Below are 18402 nucleotides of genomic sequence, written 5' to 3' on the forward strand. Positions count from 1 at the left end.
TCACCGGCGGAGCGCAATCAGGATCAGTGGTAGCTCAGCCCTTCGCGACTTCCTTGGCGAAGGTATCGCGCAACCCGATGGTACGATTGAACACCGGCTTATCCGGTGTCGAGTCACGATCGCGGACGAAGTAACCCTGGCGCTCGAACTGCAGCGGCTCGGTCGAGTTGCTGGCCGCCGTCTCCGGCTCGATCCGCGCCTCGGTCAGCACCTCGAGCGACTGCGGATTGAGGTCATCGGCAAAGGTCGCAGCGCTCGGCGCCGGATTGGCGAACAACTGATTGTAGATCCGGATCTCGGCCTTCACCGACTGCGCCGCCGGCAACCAGTGCATCGTCGCCTTGACCTTGCGGCCGTCGGGCGCGTTGCCGCCGCGGGTTTCCGGATCATAGGTGCAGCGCAGCTCGACGATCTCGCCGGCGTCGTTCTTGATCACCTCACGGCACTTGATGAAGTAAGCATAGCGCAGCCGCACCTCATTGCCCGGAGACAGCCGGAAAAACTTCTTCGGCGGGTTCTCCATGAAGTCGTCCTGCTCGATGTAGATCTCGCGGCCGAATGCGATCTTGCGGGTGCCGAGGCTCGGATCGTCCGGATGGTTGATCGCCTCGAGCTCTTCGGTCTGGCCTTCCGGGTAGTTCTCGATCACCACCTTCAGCGGCTTCAGCACCGCCATCCGCCGCTGCGCGGTGCGGTTCAATTCCTCGCGGATGCAGAATTCCAACATGCCGAGATCGACCACGCTGTTGGCCTTGGCAACGCCGATCCGCTTGACGAAGTCACGCAGCGCCGCCGGCGGCACGCCGCGGCGCCGCATCCCGGCCATCGTCGGCATCCGCGGATCGTCCCAGCCGGCGACATGGCCGCCGCGCACCAGCTCGGTCAGCACACGCTTCGACAGCAGCGTGTAGGTGATGTTGAGCCGCGCGAACTCGTACTGCCGCGGCTGCGACGGCACCGGCAGCTTCGACAGCAGCCATTCGTACAGCGGCCGGTGATCCTCGAACTCCAACGTACAGATCGAGTGGGTGATGCCCTCGATCGCATCCGACTGGCCGTGCGCGTAGTCGTAGCTCGGATAGATCGACCATTTGTCGCCGGTGCGCGGATGGTGCGCATGCAGGATGCGGTACAGCACCGGATCGCGCAGGTTGATGTTGCCCGACGCCATATCGATCTTGGCGCGCAGCACCCGCGCGCCGTTCGGGAATTCGCCGGCCTTCATCCGCCGGAACAGATCGAGATTCTCCTCAACCGAACGGTCGCGGAACGGGCTGTTCTTACCCGGCTCGGTCAGCGTGCCACGGCTGGCGCGGATCTCGTCCTGCGACTGATCGTCGACATAGGCGTCGCCGTTTTTGATCATCAGCTCCGCCCAGGCGTAGAGCTGCTCGAAATAGTCCGAGGCGTAGAACATGTGCTCGCCCCAGTCGAAGCCGAGCCAGTGGACGTCGGCCTGGATCGAGTCGATGTATTCCTGTTCTTCTTTGGTCGGATTGGTGTCGTCGAACCGCAGATGGCAGCGGCCGCCGAATTCCTTCGCGATGCCGAAATTCAGCGCGATCGACTTGGCATGGCCGATATGCAGATAGCCGTTGGGCTCCGGCGGGAACCTGGTCACGATGGTCCGGTGCTTCCCGCTGTCGAGATCGGCCTGGACGATGTCGCGAATGAAGTCGCGCCCTGCCTCGCCCGCCGCTGTATCTGCCGTCGTCATGCGTCAATCGTCCTACTGGTCGGAACCGAAAGGGGTATCTGCCAAATCCGCCGCCCCGCGCCAACCCCCAGGGGCTGCGCGGACCACTTTAGTTATGCGCCGATCCTGCTATACACCCTGCGCGCCGCTCCGGCGCGTTCCCTTCCCTGCATTTGGTTCGAATGACCCGTCCCGTCGTCACCCGCTTCGCGCCCTCGCCCACTGGTTTTCTGCACATCGGCGGAGGCCGCACCGCGCTGTTCAATTGGCTGTATGCGCGCAAGCACGGCGGCACGATGCTGCTGCGAATCGAGGACACCGACCGCCAGCGTTCGACCCAGGAGGCGATCGACGCCATTCTCGACGGGCTGAAATGGCTCGGGATCGATTGGGACGGCGACACCGTTTACCAGTTTGCGCGCGCCGCGCGGCACCGTGAGGTCGCCGAGCAGCTGCTGGCGGCCGGCAAGGCCTACCGCTGTTACGCCACCACCGAGGAGCTGGCGGCGATGCGCGACAAGGCCCGCGCCGAGGGCCGTGCCAAGCTTTACGACGGTAGCTGGCGCGACCGCGATCCGTCCGAGGCTCCGGAAGGCGTCAAGCCGACCATCCGCCTGAAGGCACCGCTGACCGGCGAGACCGTGATCGAGGATCAGGTGCAGGGCCGTGTCGCCTGGCAGAACGAGAACCTCGACGATCTGGTGCTGCTGCGCGGCGACGGCACCCCGACCTACATGCTGGCGGTGGTGGTCGACGACCACGACATGGGCGTCACCCACGTCATCCGTGGCGACGACCATCTGATCAACGCGGCGCGCCAGAAGCAGATCTACGACGCGATGGAGTGGGAGCTGCCGGTGATGGCGCACATCCCGCTGATCCACGGTCCCGACGGCTCGAAACTGTCAAAGCGCCACGGTGCGCTCGGCGTCGACGCCTACCGCGCGATGGGATACCTGCCGGCCGCGCTGCGCAACTATCTGGTCCGACTCGGCTGGAGCCACGGCGATCAGGAAATCTTTACCACGCAGGAAATGATCGATGCGTTCGACCTGCCGGCGATCGGCCGGTCGGCGGCGCGGTTCGATTTCGCCAAGCTCGAGAGCCTCAACGGTCACTACATCCGTCAGAGCGATGATCACTCTCTCGTGACCCTGCTCGAGGACCTGCTGAAATACATCCCGCAGGGCTCGGCGATTGCAGCGAAGTTCGACGACAGCATCCGTGCCAAGCTCACCCAGGCAATGCCGGGGCTGAAGGAACGCGCCAAGACGCTGATCGAGCTGCTCGACAACGCCGGCTTCATCTTCGCCGACCGGCCGCTGGCCCTGGATCCCAAGGCGCAGGCGGTGTTGACGCCCGAAACCCGACAGCTGATCGGCCGGCTGCGCGCCGCGCTGGAGGACGTCACGCCGTGGACGGCGGCGACGACCGAGGCCGCGATGCGGACGTTCGCCGAGCAGGCTGGGCTGAAGCTGGGTGCAGTGGCGCAACCGCTCCGCGTGGCACTCACGGGACGAACCACATCGCCGGGAATCTTCGACGTTTTGGCGGTGCTGGGGCGCGACGAGTGCCTGTCCCGCCTCGCCGATCAGGCCGCGTAAAAAACCCGGGAAACGGCTCGCGTCCGGCCGCCTTGCAGTGCACACTGCAATGAGCTACGCCTTTCCGCCAGCGCTTCAAGACAACCAGTCTCGCTCGCAAGAGCGCTGCGCATACGGCTGGTTTCGCCAACGAACATCGGGGACCACACGATGGACGCAACGACCAACAACAAAACGGCAACGCTGACGGTTGGAAACAAGAACTTCGATCTTCCGGTGCTCACCGGGACAGTCGGTCCCGACGTCATCGACATCGGCAAGCTCTACGCGCAGACCGGGATGTTCACCTACGATCCGGGTTTCACGTCGACGGCGAGCTGCCAGTCCAAAATCACTTACATCGACGGCGACGCAGGCGTTCTCGAGTATCGCGGTTACCCGATCGAACAGCTCGCTGAAAAAGGCGACTTCCTCGAAACCTGCTATCTCTTGCTGTACGGCGAACTGCCGACCAAGGCGCAGAAGGAAGACTTCGACTACCGCGTCACCCGCCACAACATGGTTCACGAGCAGATGGCCCGGTTCTTCCAGGGCTTCCGTCGTGACGCGCATCCGATGGCGGTGATGGTGGCTTCGGTCGGCGCGCTGGCCGCGTTCTATCACGACTCCACCGACATCAACGATCCGACCCAGCGGATGATCGCCTCGATCCGGATGATCGCCAAGGTCCCGACGCTGGCGGCGATGGCCTACAAATACTCGGTCGGTCAGCCGTTCGTGTATCCGAAGAACTCGCTGTCCTACGCCGCCAACTTCATGCGGATGTGCTTCGCCACGCCGTGCGAGGAATACGTCGTCAACCCGGTGCTGGCGAACGCGCTCGACAAGATCTTCACGCTGCACGCCGACCACGAGCAGAATGCGTCGACTTCGACCGTCCGTATCGCCGGCTCGTCGGGCGCCAATCCGTTCGCCTGCATCGCGGCCGGCATCGCCTGCCTGTGGGGCCCGGCGCATGGCGGCGCCAACGAAGCGGCGCTGGCGATGCTGAAGGAGATCGGCTCCGTCGAGAACATCCCGGACTTCATCTCCAAGGTGAAGGACAAGAACTCGCAGGTGCGGCTGATGGGCTTCGGCCACCGCGTCTACAAGAACTACGATCCGCGCGCCAAGATCATGCAGCAGGTCTGCCACGAAGTGCTGGCCGAAACCGGCCACCACGGCGACCCGCTGCTCAAGGTGGCGATGGAGCTCGAGAAGATCGCGCTCAGCGATCAGTACTTCATCGACCGCAAGCTGTACCCGAACGTCGACTTCTATTCGGGCATCACGCTGAAGGCGATGGGCTTCCCGACCGACATGTTCACCGTGCTGTTCGCGGTCGCCCGCACCGTCGGCTGGATCAGCCAGTGGAGCGAGATGATCGAAGATCCGCATCAGAAGATCGGCCGTCCGCGCCAGCTCTTCACCGGCGCGACCACCCGCAACTACGTCGAGATGAGCAAGCGCGGCTGATCGCTCCAGCTCTCTGAAAACAGAAACGGCGAACCGCCAGGCGGTTCGCCGTTTTGCTTTGTGGCTATGCCGGAGCGAAGCCTCAGTAGCGGGCGCGATCCGGAAGGGTGCGGAATTCCTGCCACACCTTCTGCGCGTCGCTTCGCATCATCTGCGCGATCTTAACCTGGCGTTTTGCGTAGGGCTTCTTCATATCGGCGCCGATATTGGAATCGTCGAACAGATCCGCGTAGTCGGTCCACGACGCCGCGTAGAAGATCCGATCGAGCCGCGCCCAGTAAGCGGTGGCGTAGCACATCGGACAGCATTCGCAGCTCGTGTACATCGTGGCGCCGCGCAGGTTCGGCGCCCCGACCTTCTTGCACGCCGCGCGGATCGCATTGACTTCGGCGTGTGCCGAGGGATCGTTATCACGCAGCACGCTATTACCAGTCGCCGCGAGAACTTCACCGTCGCGCACGATGACGGCGCCGAAAGCGCCACCCGTCTTTTCGACGACACCTGCCTTGCGCATCAATTCGATGGCCTGCGTCATGTAGCGACGATCTTGCTCCGTCGGCGCCGTGGCCAGTGCAGGCTTAGCATCCGCAACCGTCGCCCCCGCAGGCAACACAGCCGCACCGAAGGCGGCAGCGCCGGTTGCGAGGAAATTCCTGCGGTGAACGACGTTCACCGACGCGAACAGCGCATCAAGCGCCGAGGCTGACTCGATTTTGGTTTTCTTCATAGATGGAGAGCTCCGGTTGAGACGGTCCGCGTCCTCTCCGGTCCATGGACGCGCAAACTGGAGGTTCGACGCGTCGGCAGGCTAGCTCCAATCTATTGAGAATTGATTGCAACAATTACCTTCTTCAATCGCAGCGGCCGGCGGCAATCAGGCGCGGCGCATCACGTCCAGCACGATGTCGGCCGCACGTCCGCTCGGCGTCTGCTCGCCGGTCGACAAGATGTCGTCGATCTTTGCAAAGCCCGCGAGCTGGCGCCGCCGCGCCGGCGTGTCGCCGAGCAGGTCGCGCACAGCCGGGGCGAGCTTGTCGGGTACGCAATCTTCCTGGATGAACTCCGGGATCACGTCGTCCCCAATCACCAGATTGGCGAGGATCACGGTGCCCGGACGGACAACGCGACGCGCGATCCAGATCTCGACGCTGCCGGCTCGATAGGCCGTCACCATCGGCACGCCGGCGATCGCGAGCTCGAGCGTCACGGTGCCCGACTTGGCCAGCGCCGCATGGGCGATCCGGAACGCCGCACGTTTGTCCTGCTCGCCGACGACGATCCGCGGCTGCACCTCCCAGGTTGCGACTGCAGAGCGAACCAGGCTCTCCAGATGCGGCGTGGTCGGCAACACTGCCTCGAATGCGACACCGTCGCGCTTCAGCTGCGCCAGCGTGTCACCGAACGCAGCAGCGTGATGGCGGACTTCGCTGCGACGGCTGCCCGGCAGCACCAAGAGAACCGGCGGCGATGCCTCGCGGCGCGCCTGCTCGTCGGTGTCGGGTCGTAGCGAACCGAACTGCTCGGTGAGCGGATGACCCACATAGCTGCACGGCGGGCCCTGCAGCCTTCGATACTCGGCCGGCTCGAACGGCAGCAACGCCAGCACGTGATCGACATAGCCGAGCATCGCGCGCGCCCGTCCAGGCCGCCACGCCCACACCGTCGGCGAGACGTAGTCGACGATCGGAATCGACGGATCACGCTTCCGCACCCGGCGCGCCACGCGGTGGGTGAAATCGGGACTGTCGATGATCACCAGGATGTCGGGCTTGGCCGCCAGCACCGCGTCGACCGCGCGGCGGATCAGCTTCAGGATTAGCGGCAGCCGCTGCACTACGGCGGCGAAGCCGATGATCGACAGCTCCTCGATCGGAAACAGCGAGGCGAGCCCCTCGCCGGCCATGCTGTGGCCGCCGACGCCAGCGAACCGGACATTCGATCCGAGCCGCGCCCTGAGCTCGCGCATCAGCGCGGCGCCGAGCCGATCCCCCGATTCCTCGGTCGCGATCAGATAGACCGTGCGAACCCGATCCCCGGCCTTGGCAGCGCCGCTGCTCATGCGGGCATCCCGATCGCGAACACGCAGGCCTTGTCGGCGGCCGCGATCATCTCCTGAGGCTCGGCCACGACGGTATGCCCGGCCACCACGGCGACGCCGCCGAGCTGCGCGGCGATCAGTCCTTCGATGGTTTTCGGCCCGAGCGCCGGCAGGTCGAAGCGCAGGTCCTGACCGGTCTTCGGCGCCTTCACCAGAACGCCGTGGCCGGGCTTGGCGCGGATCCGCCTGGCGTCGCGAAGCTGCGCCACGCGCCGCAGCAGCTCATCGGTCCCGCCGGTGTCCTCGACAGCAACGACATGACCGTCGATCACCACACAGCCCTGGCCGATGTCGAACGGGCTGAGCGCCGCCAGCACCGCCCGCCCTTTGGCGATATCGACCTGAACGCCGGCATCGGGGACGGCACGGGTGAGACAGCCTTCCGGCATCAGTACGTCGGTCGCGACGTCTTTCAGACCGAGCAGCCTGAAGCCGTGACGCTCGAACAGCCGGCCGACGCCCGTCAGCAGGTGGTCGTCACCGCCCCGATAGGCCGCGAGCACCGCCGGCAGCACTTTGATCGCGCCCCAGTCGAGCCGCATGTCCGACAGCGCCGGCCGCACCAGCGAGCCGATGAACACCAGGTCGCGGCAGCCTTCGGCGCGGAGCAGCCGCAGCAGCCTGCCGAAAGCTCCCATCCGCAGCCAATGATGCCGGTAGGCGGTGACGCGTTCGGCGTCGCAGCTTCCTTTCAGCGCGAACAGCACCGGCGTCAGGCCGCGCGCGGCGAGCGAGTCGGCAACGGCGAATGGCAGCGTGCCGCCGCCGGCGATGATGCCGACGGGCGCGCCAATCTGCAGTGATGGATCAGTCATGGCCGCGCCGACCGCAGGTCAGGCGTCGTCGCCGTCATTAACGGCCGCACCGCCCTCACGCGCCATGCACAGCGCGACGCGCTGGCCGCGACCGCCGCGGCCCTTGATGTCGTCGATGAACGTGACGATCTCGGCGATCGCCGGATCCTCCGCCGTGCGCGGACGCACCCGTTCGAGCCGTTCGGCGAGCGGACCGCTGCTGTAGAACAGGTCGTTGAAGAACGAGCGCACAATCGCGAGCCGCTCCTTGGTGAACTTCCGCCGGCGCATGCCGACGATATTCAACCCGGCGAGCTTCGCATAGATGCCGTTGGCGAGCGCATAGGGAATGACGTGGGTGCGCAGCCCGCTCATGCCGCCGATCATCACCTGGGGGCCGACCCGGGTGAACTGCTGCAGCACCGTCATGCCGCCGATGAAGGTGAAGTCGCCGATCTCGCAATGGCCGCCGAGGGTCGCGGCATTGGCAAAGATCACATCGTTGCCGACGATGCAGTCGTGGCCGACATGACTCGCCGCCATGAAGAACCCGCGGTCGCCGACGCGGGTGACGCCGCCGCCGCCGACCGTGCCGGTGTTCATCGTCACGTTTTCGCGGATGGTACAGGCGTTGCCGATGATCAGCGTCGTCGGCTCACCCTTGTAGCCGGTCGACTGCGGCGCGCCGCCCAGCGAGGCGAACGGATGGATGGTGCAGCCTTCGCCGATCGTGGTGTGGCCGGTGACGTTGACGTGGCCGATCAGCGTTGTACCGGCGCCGATGCTGACGTGCGGACCAATGGTGCAGAAGGGCCCGATGGTCACGTCGTCGCCGATGACGGCGCCGTCTTCGATACGCGCAGTCGGATCAATTGTGCTCATTCAGCCCGTCAATCTGCCAGCATCGCGCCGACATCGGCTTCCGCCACGATCTGTCCGTCGACCTTGGCCTCGCCGTGAAACCACCACATCGTCTTGCGCCGTCCGGTGCGGGTCAGGTGATACTCGACGGTATCGCCAGGCATCACCGGCTTGCGGAACTTGCACTTGTCGATGGTCAGGAAATACACCGCGCGCGGCTTCTCGGTGCCGGTGACAGACAGGATGCCGATCACGCCCGCGGTCTGGGCCATGCCCTCGATCATCAGCACGCCAGGATATACCGGCCGCTCCGGAAAGTGGCCCTGGAACGCCGGCTCGTTGACGGTGACGTTCTTGATGCCGATGCCGCTGTAGTCCTCGCGGATGTTGATCACGCGATCGATCAGCAGAAACGGGAAGCGGTGCGGCAGGGTCTTGAGGATGGTGTTGATGTCAACTTTCTCAAAGCGAATCGGCGATTCCATCACCCCCGTCCTTCATCCCTGTCGTCATCGGGTCTTGCCGCCGTGTCGGCTCCGCTGCCTTCAGCGAGCCGCCGCACCGCGAGCATCTCCCGGAACCATGTTCTGGTCGGCCGTGCGAAGATACCGCCCCAGCGCTCACCTGCGGGAATACTGTCCTTCACCCCGGACATCGCCGCCACCTGGGCGCCGTCGCCAATCACCACATGATTGTTGATGCCGACCATGGCGCCGAGCGCGACGTTGTCGCCCAGCGTCAGGCTGCCGGCAAGACCGCATTTGGCGGCGATCACGCAATGTCGACCAATTGTTACGTTGTGGCCGACCTGAACCTGATTGTCGATCTTGGTGCCCTCGCCGATCACCGTGTCGCGCAGCGAGCCGCGGTCGATCGTCGTCCCGGCGCCGAGCTCGACATCGTGCTGGATGATCACGCGGCCGGTCTGCGGCACCTTGGTGTGCTGGCCTGCGAAGATAAAGCCGAAGCCGTCCTGGCCGATATGGCAGCCCGGATGCATCAGCACATTGTTGCCGATCAGCGCGTGCTGGAGGTGGCTGCCGGCACCGATGTCGCAATCGCGGCCGATCTTGACGCCGGCGGCGATCACCGCCCCCGCCCCGATCACCGTTCCCGCGCCGATCTCGACGTCGGGCCCGATCACCGCCAGCGGCTCGACCGTGACCTCGTCTTCGAGCTTGGCGCTCTCATGGATGACCGACGTGGGCGCGATGCCGGGCGCTCCGATGCCGGTGTGCGGACGCAACGCATCGGAATACAGATGCCGGGCGTAGGCCACGAAGGCATGGAACGGACGCCGGGCGCGCAGCACAGCGACGTGCGACGGCACCCTGCCCTCAAACCGCTCGCTGACAAGGCACGCGCCCGCGCGCGTGTTCGCGAGCTCATCCGAATAGCGGAGGTTCTCGAAGAAGCTCAAGTGCATAGGGCCGGCCTCGTCGAGCGAGGCCAGTCCGGTGATGCGATGCTCCGCGTGCGAAGCATCAACCAGCGTTGCTTTCGTCAGGCTGGCGATCTCGGCCAGGGTCGACGAAGGACGCGGCGGGAAAAACGACGTGGATGCCATTCCTTCGGTCGTGGTCCGGAGTGCGGGACTTAGAACGAGGTCCCGCCGCCGAACTTGAACTCCTGAACGCGGTCGTACTTACCCTTGGTGATCGGTACGGCATAGTCGAAGCGCAGCGGACCGAACGGCGACGCCCAGATCAGGCCGACACCGACCGAGGTACGGACGAGGTTGGTGTCGTCGTAATTCAAGCCGGCACAGCTACCAATCATCGTCTGGCTAGCGGGTACGCAACCAGGGGCATTCACTTCGCCAGTTACAGTCCAAGACGTCGGGCCTTTGTAATCGAACAGCGAACCGGCGTCGGCGTACACGGCGCCCTTGAGCCCGACTTCCTTCGGCAGGAACCAGAACGGCATCTGCAACTCGACCGACGCACCCCAGTAATTCGTGCCGCCGAGCGCGTCGCCGCCGTAACCATACATGGCGTAAGTGCCGATGTCGCGCGGACCGATACCATTCGGAGCGAAACCACGAACCAGGTTAGACCCCATCTGGAAGTGGTCGAGCATCCGCAGCTGATTATCGCCGTAAGAGCTAAGGTTACCGGCCTGCAGGTGGATCAAGCCGACCAGATCGGACACCAGCGAAGTATAGTACTTAGCGTCGAACGCGGTCTTGATGAACTTCACGTCACCGCCAACGCCCGCGAAGTCCTGACGCAGGTCGACGAGCAGACCGTCGGTCGGGTTCTTGATGTTGTCGAGGGTGTTGTAGGTCAGCGTATAGCCGAGCGACGAGGTCCAGTAGGCACCGCCAGCCAGACCGATACGAACTGGCAGCGAAGCTTCACCATCAGCATAGCACCCCAGCTGCATGCCGTTCGGATTGTTTGCCCGGAAATTGGCGTACTGCGGAGTCCAGGAATTCGGATCCGTCGAAAGATTGTTACAATTGTTCAGGTACGACGGCAGCGTGATTTCCTGCCGGTACAGCGAGTAGCGGATCTGCAGCGACAGATCCTCCCGCAGCGCGAAGCCGAGGCGCGGGCTGAAGCCGAGCGTCTTGGTCGAGTACGAGATGTAACGGTTGGCGAGCTGTTCGCGCTGATACAGGTCGAGGCCGAGCGCGACGCGGTAGTCGAGCAGATACGGCTCGACGAACGACAGCGAGTAGCCGCGGGCGTACTGACCGTACTGCACCGACGCCTTGGCGAAGATGCCGCGACCGAGGAAGTTACGCTCCGAGACCGAGACTTCACCCAGCGCACCGTCGCTGGTCGAGTAACCACCCGACACCGAGAAGTCGCCGGTCGACTTTTCTTCGAGGTTGACCACCAGGATGACGCGGTCGCTCGAAGAGCCCGGCTCCGTGGTGATCTTCACGGTCTTGAAGAAGTCGAGGTTCTTCAGGCGGCGCTCGGCGCGGTCGACCAGCGCACGGTTGTAGGCGTCGCCTTCGGAGATGTCGAACTCACGCCGGATCACGTAATCGCGGGTCCGGGTGTTGCCGACGACGTTGATGCGTTCGATGTAGACGCGCGGCCCCTCTTCGATCGAGAACACGATCGAAACGGTGTGCTCGTCGAAGTTACGATCGCCGCGCGGACGCACGGTCGCGAACGCGTAGCCGCGGCGCGACAGCTCGATCTGCATCTCTTCGACCGACTTCTCCAGCGCTTCGGCGTTGTAGAGCGAGCCGACATTGACGCGCGAGAAGCTGCGCATCGAGTTGCCGTCGAGGGTCGGAATGGCGGATTCGAAGGTCACCGAACCGACGCGGTACTGCTGACCTTCCTCGATCTTGAAGGTGACCAGGAAGCCCTTGCGCTCCGGATCGTATTCGGTCAGCGCGGCAACCACCTGCACGTCGGCAAAGCCGTGCTTCAGGTAGAAACGGCGGATCAGATCGCGGTCGGCCTCGACCCGGTCCGGATCGTAGACGTCACCGTTGCCGAGGAAGCTGAGCAGGTTGCTCTCGCGGGTCTTGATCACGTCCTTCAGGCGATAGGACGAATAGGCCTTGTTGCCGACGAACTCGATCGACTTGACGCCGGTCTTCGGACCTTCGGTGATCACGAACACCAGGTCGACGCGGTTGTTCGGCTGCTCGATGATCTGCGGGTCGACGCGAACGTCGTAGCGACCCGAACGGCGATAGATTTCGGCGATCCGCAGCGCGTCGCCCTGCACCATCGGGCGGGACAGCGTGCCGCGCGGCTTCGACTGGATTTCAGCCGAGAGCTGCTCGTCCTTGATCTTCTTGTTGCCCTCGAACGCGAGGCGACCGATCACCGGGTTTTCGACGACGCTGACGACCAGACGGCCACCCGCCTGGTTGATGCGCACGTCCTGGAACAGGCCGGTCTCGATCAGCGCCTTGAGGCCGTCATCGATCGAGCCCTGGTCGAGCCGCCCGCCCGGACCCGGCTTGAAATAGGAGCGAATGGTCTCGGCCTCGACCCGCCGATTGCCCTCGACCGCGATCGACGAAGCGGATTGGGCGGCGGCAGGAGACGCCATCACCACCCCGACCGCCGTCGTGGCGACCGGTACGGCGAAAAACACCAGGGCGGCACCGACTACCCCCCGCAACACTCGCATTCCAACTTTCATGCGCAACGCGCCCTTGTCATTCCGATGCCGGCACGGAGCCCCCGCACCGACAGAATCCCCAGGTTGCCTCGCTTGTAGACAATTTTGCCGCCCCGGCAAACGTCCTTTAGCGCTGCGATTTCAATTTCATTCCAACACGTTGCCCATCCGCCACGTTTGACAAATGGGAGACTCACGACGACGCCAGGTGAAGGATGTCGTTGTAGGTCGCAAACATCATCAACATCAGCACCAAGGCGAGCCCGATCCGGAACCCAACCTCCTGCGCCCGCTCCGACAGCGGCCGGCCGCGCGCGGCTTCGATTCCATAGAACAACAGGTGCCCGCCATCCAGCAACGGAACCGGGAACAGGTTCAACAGGCCGATCGAGATCGACAGCACCGCCGCCAGATGCAGCAGCGGGGTAAAGCCGATCGTGGCCACCTGCCCCGACACCTGCGCGATCCGCAGCGGGCCGCCGAGTTGGTCGGCCGCTTCCCGGCCGGTGAAAATACCGCCGATGTAGGAGAACGTTCGGTCCACGACGAACCAGGTCTCCTTGATCCCCATCCAGAATGCCACCGCCGGATTGACCTGCTCGGTGGTCACCTCTCCCGCCGCGGTCGAGCGGCTGATGCCGAGGATGCCCAGGCGCTGGACGTTACCGAAGCGGTCCTTGATCTCCTTGAGCTGGGGGGTGGCCACCAGATCGACGGTCGAATCGCCACGCTTGACGGTAAATTTGAGCTGGTTGCCGGCTTCGGCGCCGACGAAGCGCTGCATCTCGAGGAAATTGCTGATCGCGCTACCGTTGATCGACGTCACCACGTCGCCCGGCTTGAAGCCAGCCGCCTCGGCGGCACTGCCCGGCTGCACGCCATCGACACGCGCGGAGGTATTCGGCACCCCAAACACGCTGAACAGGAAGGTGAACAGCACCACGGCCAGGATAAAATTGGCCAACGGGCCGGCGACCACGATCGCGGCGCGCGGCCCCACCGGCTTGTGGTGGAAGCTGACCGCTCGCTCGGACGCCGACATCTGCGACAACGCATCGCCGGACGGCGTGCTGGCCTCGCTGTCGTCACCAAAGAACTTCACGTAGCCGCCGAGCGGCACGGCCGACAGCTTCCAGCGGGTGCCGTAGCGGTCGTTGAAGCCGACGATCTCCGGACCGAAACCGATCGAGAAGGTCAGAACCTTCACGCCGTTCCAGCGCGCCACCAGGAAATGGCCGAGCTCGTGGAAGAACACCACGATGGTCAACACGAATAAGAAGGGCACCACATACCCCACCAGTCCGTGGCTCAACGTATGGAAACTATTCAGAAAAAGATCGGCCATCCCATTCCCTTCGAGCAGAACCGACGGCCCTGTTCCCTATCTCCTCTAGGATGCCTTTGCGGCAATTTGAGGCAATAGGGTGGCAGCGAGGTTTCGCGCCTGTTGGTCAAGCGCGATGGCGTCGTCGGCGGAGCCGAGCGGCGCCTGGTTGCCGGCGCGGACCCAGCTGTTGAGCGTGTCTTCAACCAGCCGCGCGATCGCCCCGAACCGGATCTTCTGCGCGATGAAAGCCGCGACCGCCACCTCATTGGCGGCGTTATACACGGTGGTGGCGCCATTGCCGGTGCGGAGCGCGTCATAAGCCAGTCGCAGACCGGGAAAGCGCGCGAAATCAGGAGCTTCGAAGGTCAACTGACCAATCTTGGCGAGGTCGAGCTTCGCCGCACGCCCGGTAATGCGATCCGGGAAGCCGAGACAGTGCGCGATCGGAATCCGCATGTCCGGCGCACCGAGCTGAGCCACGACCGAGCGGTCGGCAAACTCGACAAGGCCGTGAACAATCGACTGCGGATGCACCAGCACGTCGATCTCATCGGGCGACAGCGCGAAAAGGTAGGAAGCCTCGATCACCTCGAGGCCCTTGTTCATCATCGATGCCGAATCGATGGTGATCTTCTGGCCCATGCTCCAATTCGGATGCTTCAGAGCCTGCGCCAGGGTCGCCTGTTCGATGTCGGCGGCAGCCCAGGTCCGGAACGGTCCGCCCGACGCAGTAATGATGACCCGGGTCAGTTCATGGCGGTTGCCGGAGGCCAACGCCTGGAACAGCGCGTTGTGCTCCGAATCCGCCGGCAGGATCTGCGCGCCGGCAGCGGTCGCCCGGCTCATGAAGAAGTCGCCGGCGCACACCAGGCACTCTTTGTTGGCGAGCGCCACGGTGGTGCCGCGGTCGACCGCCGCCAGCGCCGGCTTCAGACCGGCCGCCCCCGAAATTGCCGCCATCACCCAATCGGCCGGCCGGGCCGCCGCTTCGATCACGGCGCTCTCGCCCGCACCGCAGGCGACGTCGGTCCCGGCCAGCGCCGCGCGCAATTCGCCGAGTCGGGCCGGATCGGCGACGGCGACAAAGCGGGCGTTGAACTCCTTGGCCAGCTTTGCGAGGCCGGCGACGTTGGCGTTGCCGGTGAGCGCCTCGACCCGGTAGCGCTCGGGCTCGGCGCGGATCAGGTCCATCGTGCTGTCGCCGATCGAACCGGTGGCGCCGAGCACACTGACGGTGCGGACGCCGCTATGGGCACGCTCGGCGTTTTTTAAAGGAACAGGGCTCATTGCGTCACCACACCATCAATCCGCGGCCAATACCATCCAGCGGTCCGCGCGTCAGCCCGATCAATGCCGCCACCACGACAGCCGCCACATAGCCGTCGAGCCGATCCATCAACCCGCCGTGGCCGGGAATGATGTGGCTTGAGTCCTTCACGCCGAAGCGGCGCTTGACCGCGGATTCGAACAGATCACCGAGCTGAGAAACAGTTGAAAGGATTACCGCAAGCACAAGCAGCGGCAGCATTTTTCCAAGACCGAACTGGGCAAAGCCAGCCGCGATCACCAGACTCAGAACGAAGCCGCCGATCGCCCCCGCCCAGGTCTTCTTCGGGCTGACCCGCGGCCACAGCTTCGGCCCGCCAATCCCGCGACCGGCGAAATAGCCGCCGATGTCGGTGACCCAGACGATCAAAAGAATCAGCATCAAGGCGGCAAAGCCGTAGTCCGGATCGGCGCGGATCAGGATCGAGGCGACCAGGGCAGCCGCGGCGTAGCCGAAGCCAGACGTCGCCCAACGGCGCTGCCCGCCGCCGAGCAGCGCCAAAACGGCGAGCGCAAGCACGATCGCGGCGGCAGCCACCCACGGCACCCCAGCTCCCAGCGCGGCACCGCAGACCACAAGGCCGAGGCCGCCCACCCCGACGACCGGCCAGTTACGGCCGAGGCCGACGATACTCAGCCATTCCAACCACAAGCCGACCGCGACGGCGGTCGCGAGCACAGCCCACGGCCAGCCCCCGAGATAAGCGATCGCGATCGCGCCCGGCGCCAGCACCAGCGCGGCTGCGATTCGCAAAATCAGATTCCGGGACCCCTGCTCGGCCGCCGGCGCCGGCGCCGCCTTGTCCTGGCTCACGCGTGTCACGATCCTGTTTTGGCGGCCAACCCGCCGAACCGGCGCTCGCGCCGCGAATATTCGGCGATCGCGCCTTCCAGCGCGGCCTTGTCGAAATCCGGCCAGTGAATGGGCACGAATACCAATTCACTGTACGCCGCCTGCCACATCAGGAAATTCGACAATCGTTGTTCTCCGCTGGTGCGGATGATCAGGTCGGGATCCGGAATATCGGGGGCGTCGAGATAACGGCCGAGAGTCTCGATATCGATCGTCGCCGGGTCGCGCTTGCCTTCGGCGACTTCGCGCGCCAGGCGCTGCGCCGCATTGGCGATCTCCTGCCGGGAGCCGTAGTTGAAGGCCACCACCAGATTGAGCTTGGTGTTGTTGCGGGTCAGCTCCTGCGCCTCGTCGAGCATCGCGCACAGGTCGCGGTCGAGCCGATCGCGCTCGCCGATCACCCGGATGCGGACGCCGTCGCGGTGAAGCGATGCGAGATCGTTGCGGATGAAGCGACGCAGCAGCCCGAACAGGTCGACGATTTCGGTCGCCGGCCGCGCCCAGTTTTCCGAGCTGAACGAGAAGATGGTCAGATAGCGGATGCCGAGTTCGCTGGAAGCGCGGACGACACGGCGGAGCGCTTCGACGCCGCGGCGATGGCCTTCGGCACGCGGCAGCCCCCGCGCGGCGGCCCAGCGGCCGTTGCCGTCCATGATGATCGCCACGTGCGCGGGCGCGCTCGGTGGATCGGACGGATCAGGCAGAGGCGCGGCAGCTTTCGACATAGCTCATTCCCGAAGCGTCATCCCGCGAGAAGGTCACCGGCTCGCTGCCAGAAATTATTCGAGATCAGTAAGTTATAGTCGCCACGACGACAAGGCCCGAGATGTGCCCGCGGTCGCTGCAAAACCGCCCGGGTCCCGAACTGGGCAGCGATCCGTTTGGCCGGATCACCGCCGGGACGCGGCCGGGCGACCACGTCCCGCACGCACGGCCGAAAGATTAGACCGTAAGGATTTCCTTTTCCTTGTTCGCGAGCAACTGATCGATCTCGGCGATCGTGGCGTCGGTGGCCTTCTGCACCTCCTGGTCGAGGCGCTTCTGATCGTCCTCGGAGATCTCGTGGGCCTTCTCCAGCTTCTTGATGGTGTCGAGGCCGTCACGGCGGACATGGCGGACGGCGACGCGAGCGGCTTCGGCGTATTTGTGTGCGACCTTGACCAGCTCCTTGCGGCGCTCCTCGTTGAGTTCGGGGATCCGCAGCCGGATCACCTGCCCTTCAGTCGCCGGCGACAGGCCGAGGTTCGAATCGACGATCCCCTTCTCCACCGCCTTCACCATCGACTTGTCCCAGACCTGCACCGAGATCAGCCGCGGCTCCGGCACCGATACGGTGGCGACCTGGTTGAGCGGCATGTGGCTGCCATAGGCGTCGACCTGCACCGGCTCGAGCATCGAGGCCGAGGCGCGCCCCGTGCGCAGACCGCCGAGCTCGTGCTTCAGGGACTGCGCAGCGCCCTGCATACGCCGCTTCAATTCGTTGACGTCGAACTTGTCGGACATACCCGCCTCTCTGGTTTCTCGAATCTCAAATCAACATCGGCGCGCGATACGCGCGTGATCGCTTATCAGCCCGCGACTACAGTGGCCCGTCCCGCGCCGCTGAGCACCGCGCCGATCGAACCGGGTTCGGCGATCGAAAACACAATGATAGGCAGCGAGGTTTCACGGGCAAGCGCGAAAGCCGTCGCATCCATCACCTTGTAGCCGCCGGCAAGCGCTTCGGAATGAGTGAGTTTCTCGAACCGCTTCGCATTCGGATCGAGCTTCGGATCGGCGCTGTAAACGCCGTCGACATTGGTCGCCTTGAGCACCGCACCGGCGCCGATTTCAGCGGCCCGAAGCACGGCGGCGGTATCAGTGGTGAAATACGGATTGCCGGTGCCGGCGGCGAGCAGCGCGATGCCGCCCTCGGCAAGCGTCTGTTCGGCGGCAGCGCGGGTATAAAGCTCGCAGACTTCCGGCATCATCAATGCGGCCAACGTGCGCGCCTTCTGGCCGTGACGCTGCAGCGCTTCGGCGAGCGCCAGGCAGTTCATCACGGTGGCCAGCATGCCCATGGTGTCGCCGGTGGTCCGGGACACGCCGCGGGCGGAAACTTCGACGCCGCGGAAGATGTTGCCGCCGCCGATCACGACGGCGATTTCGATGCCGAGGCCGCGGGCGGCGATCAGTTCGCCGGCGACGCGATCGATGGTGGCCTGATCGATACCGTAGTCCTGGGGACCGGCGAAGTATTCGCCCGACAGCTTGACCAGCACACGACGGTAGATTGGCTCAGCCATGT

Annotated in this window: 16 protein-coding genes; 2 read left to right on the forward strand and 14 right to left on the reverse strand. The window is 64.7% G+C overall.

The window, feature by feature from the left end; translation table 11 throughout:
* Nucleotides 1-34: 34 nt before the first annotated feature.
* Nucleotides 35-1717 (reverse strand): glutamine--tRNA ligase/YqeY domain fusion protein, encoded by a 1683-nt coding sequence (locus RPPS3_RS14955; RefSeq protein ID WP_107344805.1) that lies wholly within the window; start codon nt 1715-1717, stop codon nt 35-37.
* A gap of 161 nt (nt 1718-1878) precedes the next feature.
* Between RPPS3_RS14955 and gltX the strand changes: the two genes are divergently transcribed.
* Both gltX and gltA read left to right on the forward strand, forming a co-directional pair.
* Nucleotides 1879-3300: a glutamate--tRNA ligase gene (gene gltX, locus RPPS3_RS14960; RefSeq protein ID WP_107344806.1), complete on the forward strand. Its 1422-nt coding sequence runs from the start codon at nt 1879-1881 to the stop codon at nt 3298-3300.
* 150 nt (nt 3301-3450) lie between these two features.
* Complete coding sequence (gene gltA / locus RPPS3_RS14965; protein ID WP_107344807.1) at nt 3451-4755, forward strand: citrate synthase; 1305 nt, start codon at nt 3451-3453, stop codon at nt 4753-4755.
* Between the two features lie 82 nt (nt 4756-4837).
* Here gltA and RPPS3_RS14970 read toward each other — a convergent pair whose 3' ends face one another.
* The 13 genes from RPPS3_RS14970 to pyrH form a co-directional block, all read right to left on the reverse strand.
* A complete protein-coding gene (locus tag RPPS3_RS14970) occupies nt 4838-5482 on the reverse strand; it encodes a nucleoside deaminase (protein ID WP_107344808.1) in 645 nt (214 codons plus the stop codon).
* Between the two features lie 147 nt (nt 5483-5629).
* Entirely contained in the window at nt 5630-6814 is a 1185-nt protein-coding gene (lpxB, locus tag RPPS3_RS14975; protein WP_107344809.1) for a lipid-A-disaccharide synthase, read from the reverse strand.
* The gene (locus RPPS3_RS14980) at nt 6811-7668 is read right to left on the reverse strand and encodes an LpxI family protein (RefSeq protein ID WP_107344810.1); all 858 of its coding nucleotides are present in this window, start codon (nt 7666-7668) and stop codon (nt 6811-6813) included. The genes lpxB and RPPS3_RS14980 overlap by 4 nt, the downstream gene beginning before the upstream one ends.
* Before the next feature lie 18 nt (nt 7669-7686).
* Entirely contained in the window at nt 7687-8529 is an 843-nt protein-coding gene (lpxA, locus tag RPPS3_RS14985) for an acyl-ACP--UDP-N-acetylglucosamine O-acyltransferase (protein WP_107344811.1), read from the reverse strand.
* Nucleotides 8530-8537: 8 nt separating this feature from the next.
* Nucleotides 8538-8993, reverse strand: a complete 456-nt coding sequence (gene fabZ, locus RPPS3_RS14990; protein ID WP_107344812.1) for a 3-hydroxyacyl-ACP dehydratase FabZ — start codon at nt 8991-8993, stop codon at nt 8538-8540.
* Complete coding sequence (gene lpxD, locus RPPS3_RS14995) at nt 8993-10075, reverse strand: UDP-3-O-(3-hydroxymyristoyl)glucosamine N-acyltransferase (RefSeq protein ID WP_107344813.1); 1083 nt, start codon at nt 10073-10075, stop codon at nt 8993-8995. Before lpxD ends, fabZ begins: the two co-directional genes overlap by 1 nt.
* A gap of 29 nt (nt 10076-10104) precedes the next feature.
* The gene (gene bamA / locus RPPS3_RS15000) at nt 10105-12630 is read right to left on the reverse strand and encodes an outer membrane protein assembly factor BamA (RefSeq protein ID WP_107344814.1); all 2526 of its coding nucleotides are present in this window, start codon (nt 12628-12630) and stop codon (nt 10105-10107) included.
* Between the two features lie 172 nt (nt 12631-12802).
* Nucleotides 12803-13954 carry an RIP metalloprotease RseP gene (gene rseP / locus RPPS3_RS15005; RefSeq protein WP_107344815.1) on the reverse strand — a complete coding sequence of 384 codons (1152 nt, stop codon included), beginning with the start codon at nt 13952-13954 and terminating at the stop codon, nt 12803-12805.
* Between the two features lie 45 nt (nt 13955-13999).
* Nucleotides 14000-15223, reverse strand: a complete 1224-nt coding sequence (gene dxr / locus RPPS3_RS15010; protein WP_107344816.1) for a 1-deoxy-D-xylulose-5-phosphate reductoisomerase — start codon at nt 15221-15223, stop codon at nt 14000-14002.
* A 4-nt stretch (nt 15224-15227) separates the two neighbouring features.
* On the reverse strand, nt 15228-16076 hold the full coding sequence (locus tag RPPS3_RS15015) for a phosphatidate cytidylyltransferase (protein WP_107344817.1): 849 nt from the start codon (nt 16074-16076) through the stop codon (nt 15228-15230).
* A gap of 5 nt (nt 16077-16081) precedes the next feature.
* Nucleotides 16082-16840, reverse strand: coding sequence for an isoprenyl transferase (locus tag RPPS3_RS15020; RefSeq protein WP_107344818.1), 759 nt, complete (start codon nt 16838-16840; stop codon nt 16082-16084).
* 217 nt (nt 16841-17057) lie between these two features.
* Nucleotides 17058-17618, reverse strand: coding sequence for a ribosome recycling factor (gene frr / locus RPPS3_RS15025; RefSeq protein ID WP_107344819.1), 561 nt, complete (start codon nt 17616-17618; stop codon nt 17058-17060).
* Nucleotides 17619-17683: 65 nt separating this feature from the next.
* Nucleotides 17684-18400: a UMP kinase gene (gene pyrH, locus RPPS3_RS15030; RefSeq protein ID WP_107344820.1), complete on the reverse strand. Its 717-nt coding sequence runs from the start codon at nt 18398-18400 to the stop codon at nt 17684-17686.
* Between the last annotated feature and the right edge of the window lie 2 nt (nt 18401-18402).

Source organism: Rhodopseudomonas palustris (assembly GCF_003031265.1).
Taxonomy (GTDB): domain Bacteria; phylum Pseudomonadota; class Alphaproteobacteria; order Rhizobiales; family Xanthobacteraceae; genus Rhodopseudomonas; species Rhodopseudomonas palustris_H.

Coding starts and splice junctions, on each gene's coding strand:
- RPPS3_RS14955 (WP_107344805.1), bottom strand. CDS start 1,717: ATGACGACGGCAGATACAGCGGCGGGCGAGGCAGGGCGCGACTTCATT.
- gltX (WP_107344806.1), top strand. CDS start 1,879: ATGACCCGTCCCGTCGTCACCCGCTTCGCGCCCTCGCCCACTGGTTTT.
- gltA (WP_107344807.1), top strand. CDS start 3,451: ATGGACGCAACGACCAACAACAAAACGGCAACGCTGACGGTTGGAAAC.
- RPPS3_RS14970 (WP_107344808.1), bottom strand. CDS start 5,482: ATGAAGAAAACCAAAATCGAGTCAGCCTCGGCGCTTGATGCGCTGTTC.
- lpxB (WP_107344809.1), bottom strand. CDS start 6,814: ATGAGCAGCGGCGCTGCCAAGGCCGGGGATCGGGTTCGCACGGTCTAT.
- RPPS3_RS14980 (WP_107344810.1), bottom strand. CDS start 7,668: ATGACTGATCCATCACTGCAGATTGGCGCGCCCGTCGGCATCATCGCC.
- lpxA (WP_107344811.1), bottom strand. CDS start 8,529: ATGAGCACAATTGATCCGACTGCGCGTATCGAAGACGGCGCCGTCATC.
- fabZ (WP_107344812.1), bottom strand. CDS start 8,993: ATGGAATCGCCGATTCGCTTTGAGAAAGTTGACATCAACACCATCCTC.
- lpxD (WP_107344813.1), bottom strand. CDS start 10,075: ATGGCATCCACGTCGTTTTTCCCGCCGCGTCCTTCGTCGACCCTGGCC.
- bamA (WP_107344814.1), bottom strand. CDS start 12,630: ATGAAAGTTGGAATGCGAGTGTTGCGGGGGGTAGTCGGTGCCGCCCTG.
- rseP (WP_107344815.1), bottom strand. CDS start 13,954: ATGGCCGATCTTTTTCTGAATAGTTTCCATACGTTGAGCCACGGACTG.
- dxr (WP_107344816.1), bottom strand. CDS start 15,223: ATGAGCCCTGTTCCTTTAAAAAACGCCGAGCGTGCCCATAGCGGCGTC.
- RPPS3_RS15020 (WP_107344818.1), bottom strand. CDS start 16,840: ATGTCGAAAGCTGCCGCGCCTCTGCCTGATCCGTCCGATCCACCGAGC.
- frr (WP_107344819.1), bottom strand. CDS start 17,618: ATGTCCGACAAGTTCGACGTCAACGAATTGAAGCGGCGTATGCAGGGC.
- pyrH (WP_107344820.1), bottom strand. CDS start 18,400: ATGGCTGAGCCAATCTACCGTCGTGTGCTGGTCAAGCTGTCGGGCGAA.